15 protein-coding genes and 1 other RNA gene are annotated in these 17395 nt (G+C 69.8%); 9 read left to right on the top strand and 7 right to left on the bottom strand.

The window, feature by feature from the left end; all coding sequences use genetic code 11:
* Positions 1-730, bottom strand: a 730-nt coding sequence (locus JYK17_RS31755; protein ID WP_222811719.1) for an FHA domain-containing protein, incomplete at its 3' end; no start/stop codon positions are given.
* A 381-nt stretch (positions 731-1111) separates the two neighbouring features.
* Between JYK17_RS31755 and JYK17_RS31760 the strand changes: the two genes are divergently transcribed.
* The 4 genes from JYK17_RS31760 (at position 1112) to JYK17_RS31775 (ending at position 6312) form a co-directional block, all read left to right on the top strand.
* Positions 1112-2740: a serine/threonine-protein kinase gene (locus tag JYK17_RS31760; protein ID WP_108013765.1), complete on the top strand. Its 1629-nt coding sequence runs from the start codon at positions 1112-1114 to the stop codon at positions 2738-2740.
* A gap of 123 nt (positions 2741-2863) precedes the next feature.
* Positions 2864-4105 carry a serine/threonine-protein kinase gene (locus tag JYK17_RS31765; RefSeq protein ID WP_108013766.1) on the top strand — a complete coding sequence of 414 codons (1242 nt, stop codon included), beginning with the start codon at positions 2864-2866 and terminating at the stop codon, positions 4103-4105.
* A 209-nt stretch (positions 4106-4314) separates the two neighbouring features.
* Positions 4315-5421, top strand: coding sequence for a peptide chain release factor 2 (gene prfB, locus JYK17_RS31770; protein WP_108013767.1), 1107 nt, complete (start codon positions 4315-4317; stop codon positions 5419-5421).
* Positions 5422-5697: 276 nt separating this feature from the next.
* The gene (locus tag JYK17_RS31775; protein ID WP_108013768.1) at positions 5698-6312 is read left to right on the top strand and encodes a hypothetical protein; all 615 of its coding nucleotides are present in this window, start codon (positions 5698-5700) and stop codon (positions 6310-6312) included.
* 105 nt (positions 6313-6417) lie between these two features.
* Here the strand turns inward: JYK17_RS31775 and JYK17_RS31780 are convergent, their stop codons facing one another.
* On the bottom strand, positions 6418-6609 hold the full coding sequence (locus JYK17_RS31780) for a hypothetical protein (protein WP_016438128.1): 192 nt from the start codon (positions 6607-6609) through the stop codon (positions 6418-6420).
* A 278-nt stretch (positions 6610-6887) separates the two neighbouring features.
* On the opposite strand from JYK17_RS31780, the gene ftsE reads away from it, so the two are divergent.
* The 5 genes from ftsE to ssrA all read left to right on the top strand — a co-directional run bounded on the left by ftsE (position 6888) and on the right by ssrA (position 10884).
* Positions 6888-7577, top strand: a complete 690-nt coding sequence (gene ftsE, locus JYK17_RS31785) for a cell division ATP-binding protein FtsE (RefSeq protein WP_016438127.1) — start codon at positions 6888-6890, stop codon at positions 7575-7577.
* Positions 7578-7613: 36 nt separating this feature from the next.
* Entirely contained in the window at positions 7614-8534 is a 921-nt protein-coding gene (gene ftsX / locus JYK17_RS31790) for a permease-like cell division protein FtsX (protein WP_108013769.1), read from the top strand.
* 67 nt (positions 8535-8601) lie between these two features.
* Positions 8602-9780 (top strand): S41 family peptidase, encoded by a 1179-nt coding sequence (locus tag JYK17_RS31795; protein ID WP_222811720.1) that lies wholly within the window; start codon positions 8602-8604, stop codon positions 9778-9780.
* A 57-nt stretch (positions 9781-9837) separates the two neighbouring features.
* Positions 9838-10380 carry an SsrA-binding protein SmpB gene (gene smpB, locus JYK17_RS31800; RefSeq protein WP_234548491.1) on the top strand — a complete coding sequence of 181 codons (543 nt, stop codon included), beginning with the start codon at positions 9838-9840 and terminating at the stop codon, positions 10378-10380.
* A 117-nt stretch (positions 10381-10497) separates the two neighbouring features.
* Positions 10498-10884, top strand: a transfer-messenger RNA (tmRNA) gene (ssrA, locus tag JYK17_RS31805).
* Positions 10885-10941: 57 nt separating this feature from the next.
* Here the strand turns inward: ssrA and JYK17_RS31810 are convergent.
* From JYK17_RS31810 to JYK17_RS31830, 5 genes are read right to left on the bottom strand one after another with little or no spacing between them, the layout of a single operon-like run.
* The gene (locus tag JYK17_RS31810; RefSeq protein WP_222811721.1) at positions 10942-11952 is read right to left on the bottom strand and encodes a LacI family DNA-binding transcriptional regulator; all 1011 of its coding nucleotides are present in this window, start codon (positions 11950-11952) and stop codon (positions 10942-10944) included.
* Positions 11952-14204 (bottom strand): alpha-xylosidase, encoded by a 2253-nt coding sequence (gene yicI / locus JYK17_RS31815; RefSeq protein WP_222811722.1) that lies wholly within the window; start codon positions 14202-14204, stop codon positions 11952-11954. The genes JYK17_RS31810 and yicI overlap by 1 nt, the downstream gene beginning before the upstream one ends.
* A 10-nt stretch (positions 14205-14214) precedes the next feature.
* Positions 14215-15039 carry a carbohydrate ABC transporter permease gene (locus tag JYK17_RS31820; RefSeq protein WP_108013774.1) on the bottom strand — a complete coding sequence of 275 codons (825 nt, stop codon included), beginning with the start codon at positions 15037-15039 and terminating at the stop codon, positions 14215-14217.
* Positions 15036-16004 carry a carbohydrate ABC transporter permease gene (locus JYK17_RS31825; protein ID WP_222811723.1) on the bottom strand — a complete coding sequence of 323 codons (969 nt, stop codon included), beginning with the start codon at positions 16002-16004 and terminating at the stop codon, positions 15036-15038. Before JYK17_RS31825 ends, JYK17_RS31820 begins: the two co-directional genes overlap by 4 nt.
* Positions 16001-17299, bottom strand: a complete 1299-nt coding sequence (locus JYK17_RS31830; protein WP_108013776.1) for an ABC transporter substrate-binding protein — start codon at positions 17297-17299, stop codon at positions 16001-16003. Before JYK17_RS31830 ends, JYK17_RS31825 begins: the two co-directional genes overlap by 4 nt.
* Positions 17300-17395 lie beyond the last annotated feature (96 nt).

Genomic DNA, 17395 nt, shown 5'->3' on the forward strand with positions numbered 1-17395 from the left:
GGGCCGAGTGCGGCGCGTCGGCGTGGGCAGCCTCCGGCGTGTCACCGGGCGCCAGCCGTACGTGTCCCTCGCCGTCCGGGGCCGTCGGCACCCGGGCCCCCGGCCCGCCGGCCGGAGCGACCCGCAGGGCCGACTCGCCGATGCGCAGCAGCGCGCCCGGAGCGAAGCGCACCGGGCGGGTGCCCAGGCGGGCGCCGTCCAGCAGCGAGCCGTTCGTGGAGTCGAGGTCGGCGACCGAGACCTGGCCGTCGGCGGCGACCGTGACCGCGCAGTGCAGTCGGGAGACGTCCGGGTCGTCGAGCGGAACGTCGGCGTCGGCGGAGCGGCCGATGCGGATCTCGCCGCCGTGCAGCAGATGGACCCCGCCCGCGTCCGGGCCGGCGATGACATGGAGCTGGGTGGGGGCGTCGTCCAGCTCGGGGTGCGGCTCGGGCTCGGCCGGGGCGCCCAGGCAGAGCACGGCGCCGTCGATCAGCGGGGGCTCGCCGAGGGTGCAGCGCCGGTCGTCCAGCCTCTCCGCGCCCGCGTAGAGCACCACCGGGCCGCCGGGCTCGCGGCCCCGCTCGGGCTGGGCGGCCGGGTCGCCCGCGGTCGCCGAGGCCAGTGCCGAGGCCACCACGGACAGGGCCGTACCGGCGGGCGCCGTGACCAGCACGTCGCAGCTTGCGGTGGAGCCCCGCCCGCGCTCGGAGGGGCCCGTCGGGTCTACGACGGTCAGCCGGATCTGCATCGCCGTCAGCGGTCCCTTCTGCCCGGACGCGGACCAAAGCCCGTCTGACGGATCAGACGGGGCTCCCCACCCCTCACGAGCACATCGGCCAGTACTGCAGGCATCCTCGCACCTGCCACTGACAACGCGCCCGCCGCTCGGGCACAAGTGATCTTGATTGGTCGGCTCTGCCCGCAAAAGTGCCTGACAGGTGGCGTACCGGCGACCGATTGAGATCGGTCACGTCCGTTTCGGGCAACCGGCGGACCGGGTCGAGCGTCTTTCCTTCGAACATGTCCCGGGATGTGTACGTAAGACGCAGCGGACGCTGTCAGGTCGGTGCCCCTCGTGGCGGCACTACAGTGGGTCGGAACGGTAAGCAAGCAGCAGGGAGCGCATGACGTGCGGCCGGTAGGCAGCAAGTACCTGCTCGAGGAGCCGCTCGGTCGCGGCGCCACGGGCACCGTCTGGCGGGCCCGCCAGCGAGAGACCGCGGGGGCCGAGGCCGCCGTGGCCGGTCAGCCCGGCGAGACCGTCGCGATCAAGGTCCTCAAGGAGGAGCTCGCAAGCGATCCCGACATCGTGATGCGGTTCCTGCGCGAGCGCTCCGTCCTGCTGCGGCTGACCCACCCGAACATCGTCCGGGTCCGCGACCTGGTGGTCGAGGGCGATCTGCTGGCGCTGGTCATGAACCTCGTCGAGGGCCCCGACCTGCACCGCTACCTGCGCGAGAACGGCCCCTTCACACCGGTGGCCGCCGCCCTGCTCACCGCCCAGATCGCCGACGCGCTCGCCGCCAGCCACGCCGACGGCGTCGTCCACCGTGACCTGAAGCCGGCCAACGTCCTGCTCGCGCAGCAGGGCGGCCAGATGCACCCGATGCTCACCGACTTCGGCATCGCGCGCCTCGCCGACTCCCCGGGGCTGACCCGGACCCAGGAGTTCGTGGGCACGCCCGCGTACGTCGCACCGGAGAGCGCCGAGGGCCGTCCGCAGACCTCCGCCGTCGACATCTACGGCGCCGGCATCCTGCTGTACGAGCTGGTCACGGGCCGCCCGCCGTTCGCCGGAAGCTCCGCCCTGGAGGTCCTGCACCAGCACCTGAGCGCCGAGCCGCGCCGACCCTCCACCGTCCCCGACCCGCTGTGGACGGTCATCGAGCGCTGTCTGCGCAAGAACCCGGACGAACGCCCCAGCGCCGAGAACCTCGCGCGCGGCCTGCGCGTCGTCGCCGAGGGCATCGGGGTGCACGCGAACTCCGCGCAGATCGCCGCCGCCGAGGGCGTGGCGGCACTGCTCGCACCCGACCCGGCCCCCGCAGCGGTCCCCGGCTCCGCCGACCCGACGCAGGTCCTGCCGCACACGGGCGGCGGCTACGACCCGAACGCCGCGACGAACGTCCTGCCGACCACCGGCCACCCGGGTCCGGCCGGCGCCGCCGACCCCACCGCCGTACTCCCCAGCACCGGGGCGGCCGACCCGACCGCCGTCATGCCGCCGATGCCCCAGGGGCAGCCCGGACCCGAGCAGCCGCACCCCTGGCAGAACCAGCTGCGCGCCGCCCGCGACCGCAACGAGCAGACGCAGGTCCAGCAGTACCTCGACCCGAACGAGGACCCGCTGCGCCGCCGCCCCCAGCGGCAGGTCGCCCGTCCGCAGCAGCGGCCCCAACAGCAGCAGCGGCCACCGCAGGGCTACGGCCATCCGCAGCAGCAGCAACAGCCGCAGCGGTACGCGCCTCCGCAGCACCAGCAGCCCCAGCCCCAGCGCTACGCACCGCCCCCGCAGCAGCCCGCGCGCGAGCCGCGCCAGCCACGGCAGCGCGGCGCCAACCCGATGAAGATCCCCGGGCTCGGCTGTCTGAAGGGCTGCCTGTTCACGATCGTCATCCTGTTCGTGGCCGGCTGGCTGGTCTGGGAGCTGAGCCCGCTGCAGGACTGGCTGCACACGACCAGGGGCTACTGGCAGCAGCTGAGCCACATGTACGACACCGTGAGCGGGTGGGTCGGGAAGCTGGGTGGCGGCAACTGAGCCGCAACTGAGCCGCGACCTTGGTGATTTGTCGACACCCGGCGGGTGATTTCGCTCTCGCCGGTGAAGGTTGGCTCCTCCAACGCGTAGTTTTGTCGGCAACACGCGTCGGTAGGAGCAGTCTTGGCACGGAAGATCGGCAGCCGGTACACCGCGAACCAGATCCTGGGACGTGGCAGCGCCGGCACGGTGTGGCTCGGTGAGGGTCCCGAGGGGCCCGTCGCCGTCAAGCTGCTGCGCGAGGACCTCGCGTCCGACCAGGAACTCGTCGGCCGCTTCGTGCAGGAGCGCACGGCGCTGCTCGGCCTCGACCACCCGAACGTCGTCTCCGTGCGCGACCTGGTGGTGGACGGCAACGATCTCGCGCTCGTCATGGATCTCGTCCGGGGCACCGACCTGCGCACCCGCCTCGACCGCGAGCGGCGCCTCGCGCCCGCGGCGGCCGTGGCGATCGTCGCCGACGTCGCCGACGGGCTCGCGGCCGCGCACGCGGCCGGGATCGTGCACCGGGACGTCAAGCCGGAGAACGTCCTGCTGGACATGCAGGGCCCGCTCGGCCCGGGCGGCTCGCACCCGGCGCTGCTCACCGACTTCGGCGTCGCGAAGCTGATCGACTCCCCGCGCCGCACCCGCGCCACGAAGATCATCGGTACGCCGGACTACCTCGCCCCGGAGATCGTCGAGGGCCTGCCCCCGCGCGCGGCCGTGGACATCTACGCGCTCGCGACGGTCCTCTACGAGCTGCTGGCGGGCTTCACACCGTTCGGCGGCGGCCACCCCGGCGCCGTACTGCGCAGGCACGTCACGGAGACCGTGGCGCCGCTGCCCGGGATTCCGGACGAGTTGTGGCAGCTCCTGGTGCAGAACCTCGCCAAGGCGCCGGCCTCCCGGCTGCGGGCCTCGGAGCTGGCCGGGCGGCTGCGGGAGCTGCTGCCGCTGGTCGCCGGGATGCCGCCGCTGGACGTGGACGAGCCCGACACGGAACCGGGCGAGGAACCGGAGGAGGCGGCCGGACAGGCCGAGGCACCCAGGCGCGAGCAGGTGCGCCGGGGCGCCGTACCGCTGGTGCCGGGCGCGAAGCCGGCCGACTCCAACCGTGACACCCACACCTCGATGCGCGTACCGGCCCCCGACGAACTGGCCGGCGGCGCCCGCGGCACGGCCCGCGTCCCCCGCGCCACCGGCGCCCCACGCCCCGGCTCCGCCCGCCACCGCGCCGTCACCCGACGCCGCCGCCTGACCCTCGGCGCGGCCGCCCTGCTGCTGGCGGCGGCAGCGGGCGTAGGAACCTGGTTGGCGACGTCGGGGGACGACGCGGGGGCAACCCCCCAGGACAGAAGCAGCTCGGCCCCGGCATCACCGTGACTGTCCGGGCGCCGGTCGGCCCTGTCAGCCCGTCCGGCGTTTGAGGACGAGGCCCCTTCAGGGCCGAAGCGGGGGCCTGGGGGCGCAGCCCCCAGCTCGACGGCCACGACAGCACCGGCACGACCCAGCACCGGCACGACCAGCACCGGCACACCCAAGCACCGGCCGCCCGACACGGCCCAACCGGCGGAGCCGTTACGCTGGAGGGCGTGGCAGTCGTCGATGTATCCGAAGAGCTCAAGTCCCTCTCCTCGACCATGGAGTCGATCGAGGCCGTTCTGGACCTCGACAGGATGAGGGCAGACATCGCCGTGCTCGAGGAGCAGGCGGCCGCGCCGTCCCTGTGGGACAACCCGGACGAGGCGCAGAAGATCACCAGCAAGCTGAGCCATCTGCAGGCCGAGGTCAGGAAGGCCGAGGCGCTGCGGGGGCGGATCGACGATCTCGCCGTGCTCTTCGAGATGGCCGAGGAGGAGGACGACCCGGACACCCGTGCCGAGGCCGAGTCCGAGCTCACGGCCGTCCGCAAGGCGCTGGACGAGATGGAGGTCCGCACGCTGCTGAGCGGTGAGTACGACGCCCGTGAGGCGCTCGTCAACATCCGCGCCGAGGCGGGCGGCGTCGACGCCGCCGACTTCGCCGAGAAGCTGCAGCGGATGTACCTGCGCTGGGCGGAGCAGAAGGGCTACAAGACCGAGGTCTACGAGACGTCGTACGCGGAGGAGGCCGGCATCAAGTCGACCACCTTCGCCGTGCAGGTCCCCTACGCCTACGGCACCCTCTCCGTCGAGCAGGGCACCCACCGGCTGGTGCGCATCTCGCCCTTCGACAACCAGGGCCGCCGCCAGACCTCCTTCGCGGGTGTCGAGGTGCTGCCCGTGGTCGAGCAGACCGACCACATCGAGATCGACGAGTCCGAGCTGCGCGTGGACGTCTACCGCTCCTCCGGACCCGGCGGCCAGGGCGTGAACACCACCGACTCGGCGGTGCGCCTGACCCACCTGCCCACCGGCATCGTCGTCTCCTGCCAGAACGAGCGCTCGCAGATCCAGAACAAGGCGACCGCGATGAACGTCCTCCAGGCCAAGCTGCTCGAGCGGCGCCGCCAGGAAGAGCAGGCCAAGATGGACGCGCTCAAGGGCGACGGCGGCAACTCCTGGGGCAACCAGATGCGTTCGTACGTCCTGCACCCGTACCAAATGGTCAAGGACCTGCGCACCGAGTTCGAGGTCGGAAACCCGGAGGCCGTGTTCAACGGCGAGATCGACGGGTTCCTGGAGGCCGGGATTCGCTGGCGCAAGCAGCGGGAGAAGTAAGTTTGTCGACAAGGCAACTGCCGCCCCCGAGGCGGCAGTTGCCTTTTGTCTGGGTTTTACATCACACTCACACGCTTCAATGCCCGGCATTGAGCACTTAGTTGGACATTGCGCGCGCAACGGCCTTGACGATGCCATGAAAAATGGGAAGGGTGAAGCGTGGCATGCGTATCTCTGGGGCGCATGTGAACCGGGGGGCTTTCACGTAGCTGTCTCCGTCGATCACGGCCCCGAGCGCCGCCCAACTGACGATCAGCTACTGGGGGTAGCAACCACATGACCAAGAAGACGCGGATCCGTGTCGCACGGATCGCCGCGGGTGCCGTGATCGCCGCGGGCGCTTCGCTGACCGCCGCAGGCGCCGCTTCCGCCCTGGACCTCGGCGTCAGCGTCGACAACAGCGGCGTCGCCGTGAAGCTCGACGCCGGCACCGGCGACGACGACCCGACGGTCCCGCCCACCGGGCTTCCCGGGGACCCGACGGACACCCCGCCCACCTCGGAGCCGCCCACTTCCGAGCCGCCCACCTCGGAGCCGCCCACGTCGGAGCCGCCCACCAGCGACGACCCGACCGAGCCGACCGGGGTGCCGACGGAGCCCACCGAGGACCCGACCGATGGGCCGAGCCACGGCAGTGGCGGCGGCAGCACCGGCAACAACAACGGCCCCGACGGCGGCTCCGGCGACTCCGCGCAGGAGGAGGGCTCCTCGGCCCTCACCGACACCGGCTCGGACGCCCCGCAGGGCAACCAGAACGGCGCCCAGCTGGCCGAGACCGGTGCCGGTCAGACCGTCTTCCTGCTGGTCGGCGCCGCGACGATGATCGCCGGCGGCATCGGCTTCCGCGCCCTGCCGCGTCTGATGAACGGCCGCGGCGGAGCGGCTGCCTGACGGTAGCCGCCCGCGCACGCACGGTGTGCGACGACGTACGACGAGGGGCCCGGAGCGGGACATCGCTCCGGGCCCCTCGGGCGTCCGTATGTCTTCGTGCCGCGCTCAGGCGGTCTGGTGGGCCAGCAGCGCCACCGCCGCGATCAGCACCGCCAGCAGTGCGATCAGCGCCATGGGGTTCAGCCCCGCGAAGAAGTTCTCCTGCTGCAGCCGCTCGCGGTTCGCGCGGCACACGGGGCACCGGCCCTCGCTCACGGGCGCCGCGCAGTTCGCGCACACCAGCCGGTCGTACGTCATGCGCTCGCCCTCCTTGACAACGCTTCCACAGGGAAAACGCCCGCGGGTCGCCGAACGTTCCCCTCTCTACTGTGCCAGGTTCCCCGCAAGGCTGCGCGGGGGTCGCCCTCAGGGGGGTGGGTGAGGCTCGTCTCGCGGCGGCGGGGCACGGGGGCATCTGTGAAAGCTCGGCGGTACAAAAGGCACAAGCCCCACGCAACCCTCACCGGCGACTGCGGCCGTGCACCCGACTCGCGTATGGTCACGCTCACCTACCCCCGGCGACCCGTGGTGCATCCGTGATCCGATTCGACAACGTCTCCAAGGTCTACCCCAAGCAGACCCGTCCCGCACTCAGGGATGTCTCCCTGGAAGTGGAGAAGGGCGAGTTCGTGTTCCTCGTGGGGTCCTCCGGCTCCGGAAAGTCCACCTTCCTGCGGCTGATCCTCCGCGAGGAGCGAGCCAGCCACGGTCAGGTGCACGTCCTGGGCAAGGACCTCGCACGCCTCTCCAACTGGAAGGTGCCGCACATGCGGCGCCAGTTGGGGACGGTCTTCCAGGACTTCCGGCTCCTGCCGAACAAGACGGTGGCGGAGAACGTCGCCTTCGCGCAGGAAGTGATCGGCAAGTCGCGCGGCGAGATCCGCAAGTCCGTGCCCCAGGTGCTCGACCTCGTCGGCCTCGGCGGCAAGGACGACCGGATGCCCGGTGAGCTGTCCGGTGGTGAGCAGCAGCGCGTGGCCATCGCCCGCGCCTTCGTGAACCGTCCCAAACTGCTCATCGCGGACGAACCCACCGGAAACCTCGACCCGCAGACCTCCGTCGGCATCATGAAGCTGCTCGACCGGATCAACCGGACCGGCACCACCGTGGTGATGGCGACGCACGACCAGAACATCGTGGACCAGATGCGCAAGCGCGTCATCGAGCTGGAGAAGGGCCGCCTCGTCCGCGACCAGGCACGTGGCGTCTACGGCTACCAGCACTGACCGCGACCGTCCACGGAAAGGCCTGAAGAAGACGCCATGCGCGCCCAGTTCGTAGTCTCCGAGATCGGTGTCGGTCTCCGCCGCAATCTGACGATGACCTTCGCGGTGATCGTCTCCGTCGCCCTGTCGCTCGCCCTGTTCGGCGGGTCGCTCCTGATGAGCGACCAGGTCAGCACGATGAAGGGCTACTGGTACGACAAGGTCAACGTCTCGATCTTCCTCTGCAACAAGAGCGACGCCGAGTCGGACCCCAACTGCGCCAAGGGCGCCGTCACCGACGACCAGAAGAAGTCCATCATGTCCGACCTGGACAAGATGTCGTCGGTCGTGCAGAAGGTGACCTACGAGTCGCAGGACGAGGCCTACAAGCACTACAAGCAGCAGTTCGGCGACTCCCCGCTGGCCAGCTCCCTCACGCCGGACCAGATGCAGGAGTCGTACCGGATCAAGCTGAAGGACCCGCAGAAGTACCAGGTCATCGCGACCGCCTTCGACGGGCGCGACGGTGTGCAGTCCGTGCAGGACCAAAAGGGCATCCTCGACAACCTCTTCGGGCTGCTGAACGGCATGAACTGGGCGGCCCGCGCCGTCATGGCGCTGATGCTCGTCGTCGCGCTGATGTTGATCGTCAACACGGTGCGCGTCTCGGCGTTCAGCCGGCGGCGCGAGACCGGCATCATGCGCCTGGTCGGCGCCTCGGGCTTCTACATCCAGGCGCCGTTCATCATGGAGGCGGCGGTCGCCGGGCTCATCGGGGGAGGCGTCGCCTGTGCATTCCTGGTGGTCGCCCGGTATTTCATCATCGACCACGGCCTGGATCTGTCCCACAAGCTGAACCTGATCAACTTCATCGGCTGGGACGCCGTGTTGACCAAACTGCCGCTCATCCTCGCCACGAGCCTGCTGATGCCGGCGCTGGCCGCGTTCTTCGCGTTGCGCAAGTACCTGAAGGTGTGACGCATGCCAACAGGGTCGTACGGTCAACCTGCCGTACGGCCCTTCGCGTTGTCCTAGACTCACCGGCATGTCAGGTCGTGACCTGTTCTGCCAGCCCCGCCGCATCCGCCGCGGGGCCGCCCTGACATTGGTCTTCGCGAGCGTGCTGGTCGCCGGCGCCGCGACCGGCTCCCTGCCCGAACCCGACCGGAAGTCCGCGGCGGGCGAGGCCCGTTCGGCCGTGCCCGCCGGTCACCACGAGGACGTGGCCAAGGCCGCCGAGGAGGCCATGGCCGACGGCAAGTCCCCCATGGAGGCCGCCGAACGCGCCGTCAGCCGCAGCGGGGACCGCTGGGGCGCCGTCTACTCCCAGGGCGAGTACGAGGAGTTCGAGGAAGCCCTCGACGGCCAGTACACCGGCGTCGGACTGTGGGCGCGGCGCGAGCGGGACGGCCGTATCGAGGTGAGCAAGGTGGCCGACGGCTCGCCCGCGGCCGCCGCCGGGATCCGCGCGGGCGACCGGCTGCGCAGCATCGACGGCGAGACTGTCGACGGGCAGCCCGTCACCGAGGTCGTCTCCCTGCTGCGCGGCGACGACAAGGACGCCTCCGCAGGCACGCCGGTCCGCCTCGGCCTCGGGCGCGGCACGCACGCGTGGACCGAGACCCTGCACCGGGCCCGGCTGTCCACGCACTCGGTCAGCGTCCGCAAGCTCGCCGGCGGGATCACCGTCATCAGGATCGCCGCGTTCACCAAGGGCTCCGGCGACGTCGTCCGCGCCGCCGTACGGCAGGCCCCGGTCGGCGCCGGCATCGTCCTCGACCTGCGCGGCAACTCCGGCGGCCTGGTCACCGAGGCCGTGACCTGTGCCTCCGCCTTCCTGGACGGCGGCCTCGTCGCCACCTACGACGTCGACGGCAAGCAGCAGGCCCTGCACGCCGACCCCGGCGCCGACACCACCAGACCCCTGGTCGCGCTCGTCGACGGCGGCACGATGAGCGCGGCCGAACTGCTCACCGGAGCCCTCCAGGACCGCGGACGCGCGGTCGTCGTGGGCTCCCGCACCTTCGGCAAGGGCTCCGTGCAGATGCCGAGCCGACTGCCGGGGGGCTCTGTCGCCGAGCTGACCGTCGGGCACTACCGCACTCCCTCGGGGCGCAGCGTCGACGGCCACGGCATCACCCCGGACCTGGACGTCGCCGCGCCGGGCGAGGCGGCCGTCGAGCGGGCCGAGACGGTGCTCGCCGGACTGGGCGACGCCGATTAAGGGCTGGCCCGCACCCCCCTTCGTAGTGCGAAAATGGACAGCACTATGAGCAAGGGAATGTACGTACCGAAGGAGTCCCAGCCCAAGCAGGGCGGGTCGGCGGCGAAAGCCAGGGACGGCGAGAAGGGCGGCAAGCGCAAGATCGTCGCCCAGAACAAGAAGGCCCGGCACGACTACGCGATCGTCGACACCTACGAGGCGGGCCTCGTGCTCACCGGCACCGAGGTCAAGTCGCTGCGTGAGGGGCGGACCTCGCTGACCGACGGCTTCGTCCAGATCGACCGGGGCGAGGCGTGGCTGCACAACGCCCATATCCCCGAGTACCACCAGGGCAGCTGGACCAACCACTCCGCGCGCCGCAAGCGCAAGCTGCTGCTGCACCGCGAGGAGATCGACAAGCTGGCGGCCAAGACCCAGGAGACGGGTCACACGATCGTGCCCCTCGCCCTGTACTTCAAGGACGGCCGCGCGAAGGCCGAGATCGCGCTCGCGCGAGGCAAGAAGGAGTACGACAAGCGCCAGACCCTGCGCGAGCAGCAGGACCGCAGGGAGTCGGAGCGCGCGATCGCCGCGGCCAAGCGCAGGCAGCGGGGCGCGTAGCCGCGGGAATACGGTGGCATCGTCGCCCGTTGTTCACGTACGATGGCATCGCACCTCACAGCGGGTGCACGCCCTCCTCGGAGGGGCCCTCTGCGGAGGGATTTGAAAAAACAACATGGGGATGATCGGTTTCGACAGCGGCTGTCGAAGCAGGGGAAGCGTGTCGAGGAAGCGGCAATGATCTCGTTAACCATATGTCGCAACCAATAATCGCCAATTCCAAGAGCGATTCCCGCGCCTTCGCCCTCGCTGCCTGATAAGCAGTGAGTGAAGGCCCTAACGGGTGTCAGACCGGGGATGTTCCCGACCCGGACCCTGGCATAATCTAGGGAACTAAACCATCGAGCCCGGTCACGGGGTTCGGTGGGAAATCAAACAGTGACTGGGCCCGTCGGCGACTTGTTCGCGTGATCGCCGGGGCCGAGAAAATCACAGCGAACTGCACACGGAGAAGCCCTGATTCCGCACCGTTGGACGCGGGTTCGATTCCCGCCATCTCCACAATCTCCATGTTTCTGAAGCGAGGACCCGGTGGTCACGGACCACCGGGTCCTCGCTTTTTCACGGCCCGGTCCTCGGCGCGGTGCTCGCCCGCTGCGTCATCGTGGGCGGCAGCAGCGTCGCCTCGGGTACGGCGGCGCCGCCCAGCTTCTTCATCAGCAGTTGCACCGCCTGCTCGCCCACCTCGGCGGAGGGCAGGGCGACGGAGGTGACGGGGACCCGGACGGACTCGGCGAGCTCGTCCGGGCAGATGGCGGTGACGGACAGGTCGCCCGGCACGCGCAGCCCCAGCTGCTCGAAGGCGTCGATCAGCGGCTCCAGGATCGGCTCGTTGTGGACGACGACCCCGGTCAACGCGGGCTGTTCGCGCAGCAGTTGCTCGGCGACCCGCCGGGCGGCCGCGGGCGAGGCCTCGCAGGGGTGCACCGAGGAGGCGAGACCGCTGCGGTCCGCGGCCGCGGTGAAGCCCTGGACCACCCGCTGGGCGAACGCGGTTTGCCGCACATACACCTCCGGCGGCGAGCCGACCAGCGCCACCACTCGGTGCCCGAGCCGCGCCAGATGCTCCACACACACCTCGCCGGCCGCCTTGAAGTCGAGGTCGATGCAGGTCAGACCCTCGGAGTCGGCCGGGAAGCCGATCATCACCGACGGCCGCTCCAGCGAGCGCAGCAACGGCAGCCGGGGATCGTGGAGTTGGACGTCCATCACGATCAGCGCGTCCACCAGCGCCGTGTCCGCCACCCGGCGCAGCCCGTCGTCGCCCTCCTCCTGGGTGAGCAGCAGGACGTCGTGGTCGTAGCGGCGGGCCGTCGTCACCACCGACACCGCGAACCGCATCACGACCGGGACATGGATGCCGGCCCGCAACGGGATCACCAGGGCCAGGACGTTCGAGCGGCTGCTGGCCAGCGCCCGGGCGCCCGCGTGCGGCCGGTAGCCCAGCTCGCGGATGGCCTCCTCCACCCGGCGCCGGGTCTCCTCGGAGATCGGGCGCTTGCCGCTGATCGCGTAGGAGACGGTGCTGGGGGAGACCCCGGCGTGCCGCGCCACATCGGTGATCTTCACCATCAGCCCAGCTCCAGCGAGAGAAACCCGGTGCCCGCCTGCGCCCGCGCGGTCCGCTCCCCGGCCGCCAGCGCCCAGCCCGCCGCCGGATCACTGCACGAGGCGCGCAGCGTGTCCCCTTCCCGTACGACGGTGAAGGTCACGTCGCCGACCGGGACCGTCACCTGCCCGCCCCGCTCCAGGCCGAACACCCGCAGCGTCACCCCGTCCGCGAGGTCGTAGTCGGGCCGGTCCTCGACCGCGCCCACCGGGATCACCGCACCCGGCCTGACCAGCAGCGGCACGCTGGAGAACCCGTGCCGCTCGCGCACCCAGCGCGGCCCGGTCACCGTTTGCCCGCTCAGGAAGTGGGTCCAGGTGCCCTCGGGCACGTAGTACGACACGTCCCCCTCGTCGTCGAAGACCGGCGCGACCAGCAGGTCCGGGCCCAGCATGTACTGGCGTTCCAGATGCGCGCACGCGGGGTCGTCCGGGAACTCCAGGACCATCGCCCGCATCATCGGCAGGCCCTCGATGTGGGCGGTGCGCGCGGCCTCGTACAGATACGGCATCAGGCTCAGCTTCAGCCGGGTGAACAGCCGCAGCACGTCCACGGACTCCTCGTCGAAGAGCCAGGGCACCCGGTACGACGAGGAGCCGTGCAGCCTGCTGTGCGAGGACAGCAGGCCGAAGGCGATCCAGCGCTTGAACAGCGCCGGGGTCGGGGTGCCCTCGAAGCCGCCGATGTCGTGGCTCCAGTACCCGAAGCCGGACAGCCCGAGGGAGAGGCCGCCGCGCAGCGACTCGGCCATCGACTCGTACGTCGCCTCGCAGTCGCCGCCCCAGTGCACCGGGAACTTCTGGCTGCCGCTGGTCGCCGAGCGGGCGAAGAGCACGGCCTCGCCCTCGCCGCGGTGCTTGCGCAGCACGTCGAAGACGGTGCGGTTGTAGAGGTAGGTGTAGTAGTTGTGCATCCGCTCCGGGTCGGAGCCGTCGGACCAGGCCACGTCGATGGGGACCCGCTCGCCGAAGTCGGTCTTGAAGCAGTCGACGCCCTGCGCGAGCAGCGCCTCCAGCTTGGCCGCGTACCAGTCACGGGCGGCCGGGCTGGTGAAGTCGACCAGGGCCATGCCCGGTTGCCACATGTCCCACTGCCAGACGCTGCCGTCCGGCCGCCTCAGCAGATGCCCGAGCGCCTTGCCCTCCGCGAACAGCGGTGAGCGCTGGGCGATGTAGGGGTTGATCCACACGCTGATGTGCAGCCCGCGCTCCTTGAGCCGGGACAGCATGCCCTCCGGGTCGGGGAAGACCCGCGGGTCCCACTGGAAGTCGCACCAGTTGAACTCGCGCATCCAGAAGCAGTCGAAGTGGAAGACGGACAGCGGCAGTTCGCGCTCCCGCATGCCCTCGATGAAGGAGGTCACCGTCTCCTCGTCGTACGACGTCGTGAAGGACGTCGACAGCCACAGGCCGAACGACCAGGCGGGCGGCAGGGCCGGGCGGCCGGTGAGGGCCGTGTACTTGTGGACGATGTCCTTCGGGGTCGGGCCGTAGATGACGTAGTACGTCAACTCCTGTGTCTCGGCGCTGAACTGGACCCTCGACACCGCCTCCGAGCCGACCTCGAAGGAGACCTTTCCGGGGTAGTCGACGAAGACGCCGTAGCCCGCGTCCGTCAGATAGAACGGCACGTTCTTGTAGGCCTGTTCGGTGGCCGTGCCGCCGTCGGCGTTCCAGATGTCGACGACCTGGCCGTTCTTGACCAGCGGGCCGAAGCGTTCGCCGAGGCCGTAGACGGAGGTGCCGACCGTCAGGCCGAGTTGCTCGCGCAGATAGTGGGCGCCGGTGGCGGCGTCCCGCATGATGCCCATGCCCTTGGGGCCGCTGGAGGTGAGGGTGCGGCCGTGCGCGAGGAAGTCCAGGTGCCAGCTGCCGGTGCGGGCCAGCTTCAGCGACAGCGCGCCCGAAGTGAGGGTGGCGTGCTCCTCGTCGTAGGAGATCTGGGGCGTGAACTCCCGTCCGGTGACGTCGAATTCGGGGCCGCGGGGCTGTTCGCCCTCGAAGTGGGTGAAGGTGACCCCGATGACGTCGGGCATCGGGGCGCTCGCGCTGATCGTCACGACCGGTCCCTTCAGCAGGTCGCCGCGGTGGCGGATGGGCTGGGTGGGTGCGTGGATCTCCAGCGTGCCGCCGGTGGCCTCGACGTCGAGGACCTCGACCGGGTGCGCCGCGGTGACGCCCTCGCGCAGCAGCCAGTAACCATCGGTGAACTTCACGTGGAGGTCCTTACTTGACGGCACCCACGGCGATGCCGCGGGTGAGGGTCCGCTGGAAGACGAGGAAGAAGACGATCGCGGGGAGCACGCCGAGCAGGGCCGCCGCGTTGGTCATCGTGGCGTCCATCAGGCGCTGGCCCTGCAGGACGCCGAGGGCCACCGACACCGTCTGGTTGTCGTTGGAGATCAGCATGACCAGGGGGAGCAGGAACTCGTTCCAGGTCCAGATGAAGAAGAAGACCAGCAGCACGCCGATCGTCGGCCGGCTGACCGGGACGACGATCCGCCACAGCACCTGCCACTTGTTCGCCCCGTCGATGCGGGCCGCCTCGATGATCTCGCGCGGGAAGCGGCCGAGGACCGAGGAGAGCAGATAGGTGCCGAAGGCCGCCTGGATCACCGTGAAGACGATGATCACGCTCAACCTGGTGTCGTACAGGCCCACTTGCTTGCTCAGGTAGTAGATCGGGTAGACCAGCGCCTCCTGCGGCAGCATGTTCGCCAGGACGAAGAAGGCCAGGACCCAGGTGCGGCCCCTGACCCTGCCGATGCCGATCGCGTACGCGTTCAGGACGGACAGGACGGCCGCGAGGATCGCCACCGAGCCGCTGATCAGCACCGAGTTGACGAGCTTCTGGCTGTAGTCGACCCGCTGCCAGAAGTCCTTCAGGCCGTCCAGGTAGAGGCCGTGGGGGAGGCTGAGCGGGCCGTTCTGCGAGTACTCGGCCGGTGACTTGACCGCGTTGACCGCGACGATCAGGAACGGCACGACCATGAACAGAGCCGCGATGCACAGGGCGATGAGCACCGGGTAGCGGCGCAGGGCACCGGTCATGTCCGTATCCCTTCGTCCGCGTCCTCGGAGCGCGTCTGGAATTTCAGGCCGATCAGGGAGAGGACCAGGATGATCACGGTGAGGATCGTGGAGATCGCGGCGCCGTAGCCGACCTGGGTCTTCTCGAAGAAGGTGGAGAAGGAGAAGTAGGAGGGCACGTCGGTGGCGCCGCCCGGGCCGCCCTTGGTCAGGACGTAGACCGCGCCGAACACCTTGAGCGCGGCGATCGTGCACCAGGTGAGGACGACGTAGATCTCCGGGCGGATCTGCGGCAGCGTGATGTGCCAGAAGCGGCGCCACCAGCCCGCCCCGTCCAGCTCGGCCGCCTCGTACAACTGCGGGTCCACGCGCTGCAGTCCGGCCATGAAGACCACCAGCGGGAAGCCGATCTGCACCCACACCATCACGCCCATCACGCTGTACAGCGCGATGTCCGGGTCGCCGAGCCAGTCCTGCTGCCAGGACCCCAGACCCACCGCTTTCAGCAGCTCGTTGAGCGAACCGTTGTCCGGCGCGAGGATCCAGCTCCAGACGATGCCGGCGACCGCGATCGGCAGTACCTGCGGGAGGTAGAAGCAGGCGCGCAGAACGGCGGCCCAGCGCGAGCCGAAGTGCTTGCCGATGTAGTCGAACAGGGCGGCGGCCAGCACGAGTCCGATGACGGTCGGCAGGGCCGCCATGGCGATCACCATGAACAGGCTGTGCCTGAACGACGCCCAGAACTCCGCATCGTCCATCAGCTCGCGGTAGTTGGCGAGCCCGGTCCACTTCGGGCTGCCGACCCCCTGCCACTCGGTGAAGCTCACGCCCGTGTTCATCAGGAACGGCACGACGACGATCGCCAGGAACGCGAGGATGCCGGGCAGCAGGAAGAGGGCGTACGAATCGCGGGTACGGGGCCGGCGCGGGCCCGGCTGCCGGTACTTGCCGACGGCCCGCGCGCCCCGTTCGACGGTCACCGTCATTGCTTCGGTGCGTCCTTGTCGTAGGCCTGCTGGAGGGCGTCGAGGTAGCCGTCAGGTTTCGCGTTGCCCGTCATCAGCTTCTGGGTCTCGGAGACGAGGACGTCGTAGAAGCCGTTGATCGGCCAGTCCGGGTAGAAGGCGAGCCCGTCGCGCTTGCTGACGGTGTTGAAGTCGGTGATCAGCTTCTTGGACTTCGGGTCGGTGATGGCGCTGGTGTCGGCGGCGACCGGGATGCCGCCCTTGTTGCCGAGCAGGTTCTGGATCTTCTTCGACAGGGTGATGTCGATGAAGTCGTAGGCGAGATCCTTGTTCTTGGCGTTCTTGGGGACCACCCAGAGGTTGCCGCCCGAGCCCTGGGTCAGATCGGAGCCCGGCCACAGCGTGGTGTCCCAGTCGAACTTCGCCTCCGACTGGAAGCGGCCGTACCACCAGCTGCCGGAGAACAGGATCGGTGCCTTGCCCTGGATCCAGGAGACGCCCGCGTCCTCGGCCTTGGCGCTGGTGGACTTCTTGCTGATGTAGCCCTTCTTCACCCAGTCGGCGAAGGTGTCGGCGGCGTAGGTCCAGGCCGCGTCGTGGAAGTCGGTCTTGCCCTTGTACAGCTCGTACTTGTCGACCCACGAGCGGTCGGCCTTGGAGAGGGCGAGCTGGTAGAGGTACTGCTGGGCGGGGTACTCGGCCCCGGCGTTGGCGAGCGGGGTGACGCCCTTCTTCACGAAGGCGTCCATCGCGGCCGTGAGCTGGTCGAACGTCTTCGGTTCGGCGATCTTGTACTTCTTGAAGAGGTCCTTGTTGTAATAGACCATCGTGTACTCGGCGTAGTCGGTCACGCCGTACCACTTGCCGGAGCCCATGACCCCGTTGGTGTCGTACTTGCTGGTCGTGGCGACGCCCGCGCTGAACTTCTTGTCCCAGCCGCGCTTGGCGGCCTCGGCGCTCAGATCGGTCAGCAGGCCCTGCTTGGAGAGCTGGCCCGCGGTCGCGTTGCCCTTGTTGTACTCCATGATGTCGGGCGCGTCGGAGGAGTTGAGGATCATGGGCGCGGTCTTCTGGATCTGTTCGAAGCCCTTCGCCTCGAACTTCACCTTGACGCCCGGATGCGACGCCTCGAACTCCTTGATCGCCTCGTTCCAGGCGATGCCCATGGCGCTGTTGGGGGCTTCGTAATGCCAGAGCCTGAGCGTCTTGGCGTCGGAGGAGGAGCCGTCGCCCGAACCGCCGCAGGCGGTCGCGAGCAGGGCTCCTCCCAAAATCGCGGCCGTGACCGTCATCACACGCCTTCGTGCCGTCAACATCCGTGCCTCCAGGAGGGCCGGGCGGTAGTTCGGGGCGCCACGCGGCGACCGTGCCCTCCGTCGAATCGATTCGATGCGTGACGTCGAAGCGCTTCG

The organism is Streptomyces plumbidurans, assembly GCF_019857225.1.
In the GTDB taxonomy this organism is placed as follows: Bacteria; Actinomycetota; Actinomycetes; order Streptomycetales; family Streptomycetaceae; genus Streptomyces; species Streptomyces plumbidurans.

What these genes read in the sequence shown, in the direction of transcription:
- JYK17_RS31820 (WP_108013774.1), bottom strand. Translation starts at nt 15,039, where the DNA reads ATGACCGGTGCCCTGCGCCGCTACCCGGTGCTCATCGCCCTGTGCATC.
- smpB (WP_234548491.1), top strand. Translation starts at nt 9,838, where the DNA reads ATGTACGTACCGAAGGAGTCCCAGCCCAAGCAGGGCGGGTCGGCGGCG.
- ftsX (WP_108013769.1), top strand. Translation starts at nt 7,614, where the DNA reads ATGCGCGCCCAGTTCGTAGTCTCCGAGATCGGTGTCGGTCTCCGCCGC.
- JYK17_RS31775 (WP_108013768.1), top strand. Translation starts at nt 5,698, where the DNA reads ATGACCAAGAAGACGCGGATCCGTGTCGCACGGATCGCCGCGGGTGCC.
- JYK17_RS31795 (WP_222811720.1), top strand. Translation starts at nt 8,602, where the DNA reads ATGTCAGGTCGTGACCTGTTCTGCCAGCCCCGCCGCATCCGCCGCGGG.
- JYK17_RS31810 (WP_222811721.1), bottom strand. Translation starts at nt 11,952, where the DNA reads ATGGTGAAGATCACCGATGTGGCGCGGCACGCCGGGGTCTCCCCCAGC.
- JYK17_RS31825 (WP_222811723.1), bottom strand. Translation starts at nt 16,004, where the DNA reads ATGACGGTGACCGTCGAACGGGGCGCGCGGGCCGTCGGCAAGTACCGG.
- JYK17_RS31780 (WP_016438128.1), bottom strand. Translation starts at nt 6,609, where the DNA reads ATGACGTACGACCGGCTGGTGTGCGCGAACTGCGCGGCGCCCGTGAGC.
- JYK17_RS31830 (WP_108013776.1), bottom strand. Translation starts at nt 17,299, where the DNA reads ATGTTGACGGCACGAAGGCGTGTGATGACGGTCACGGCCGCGATTTTG.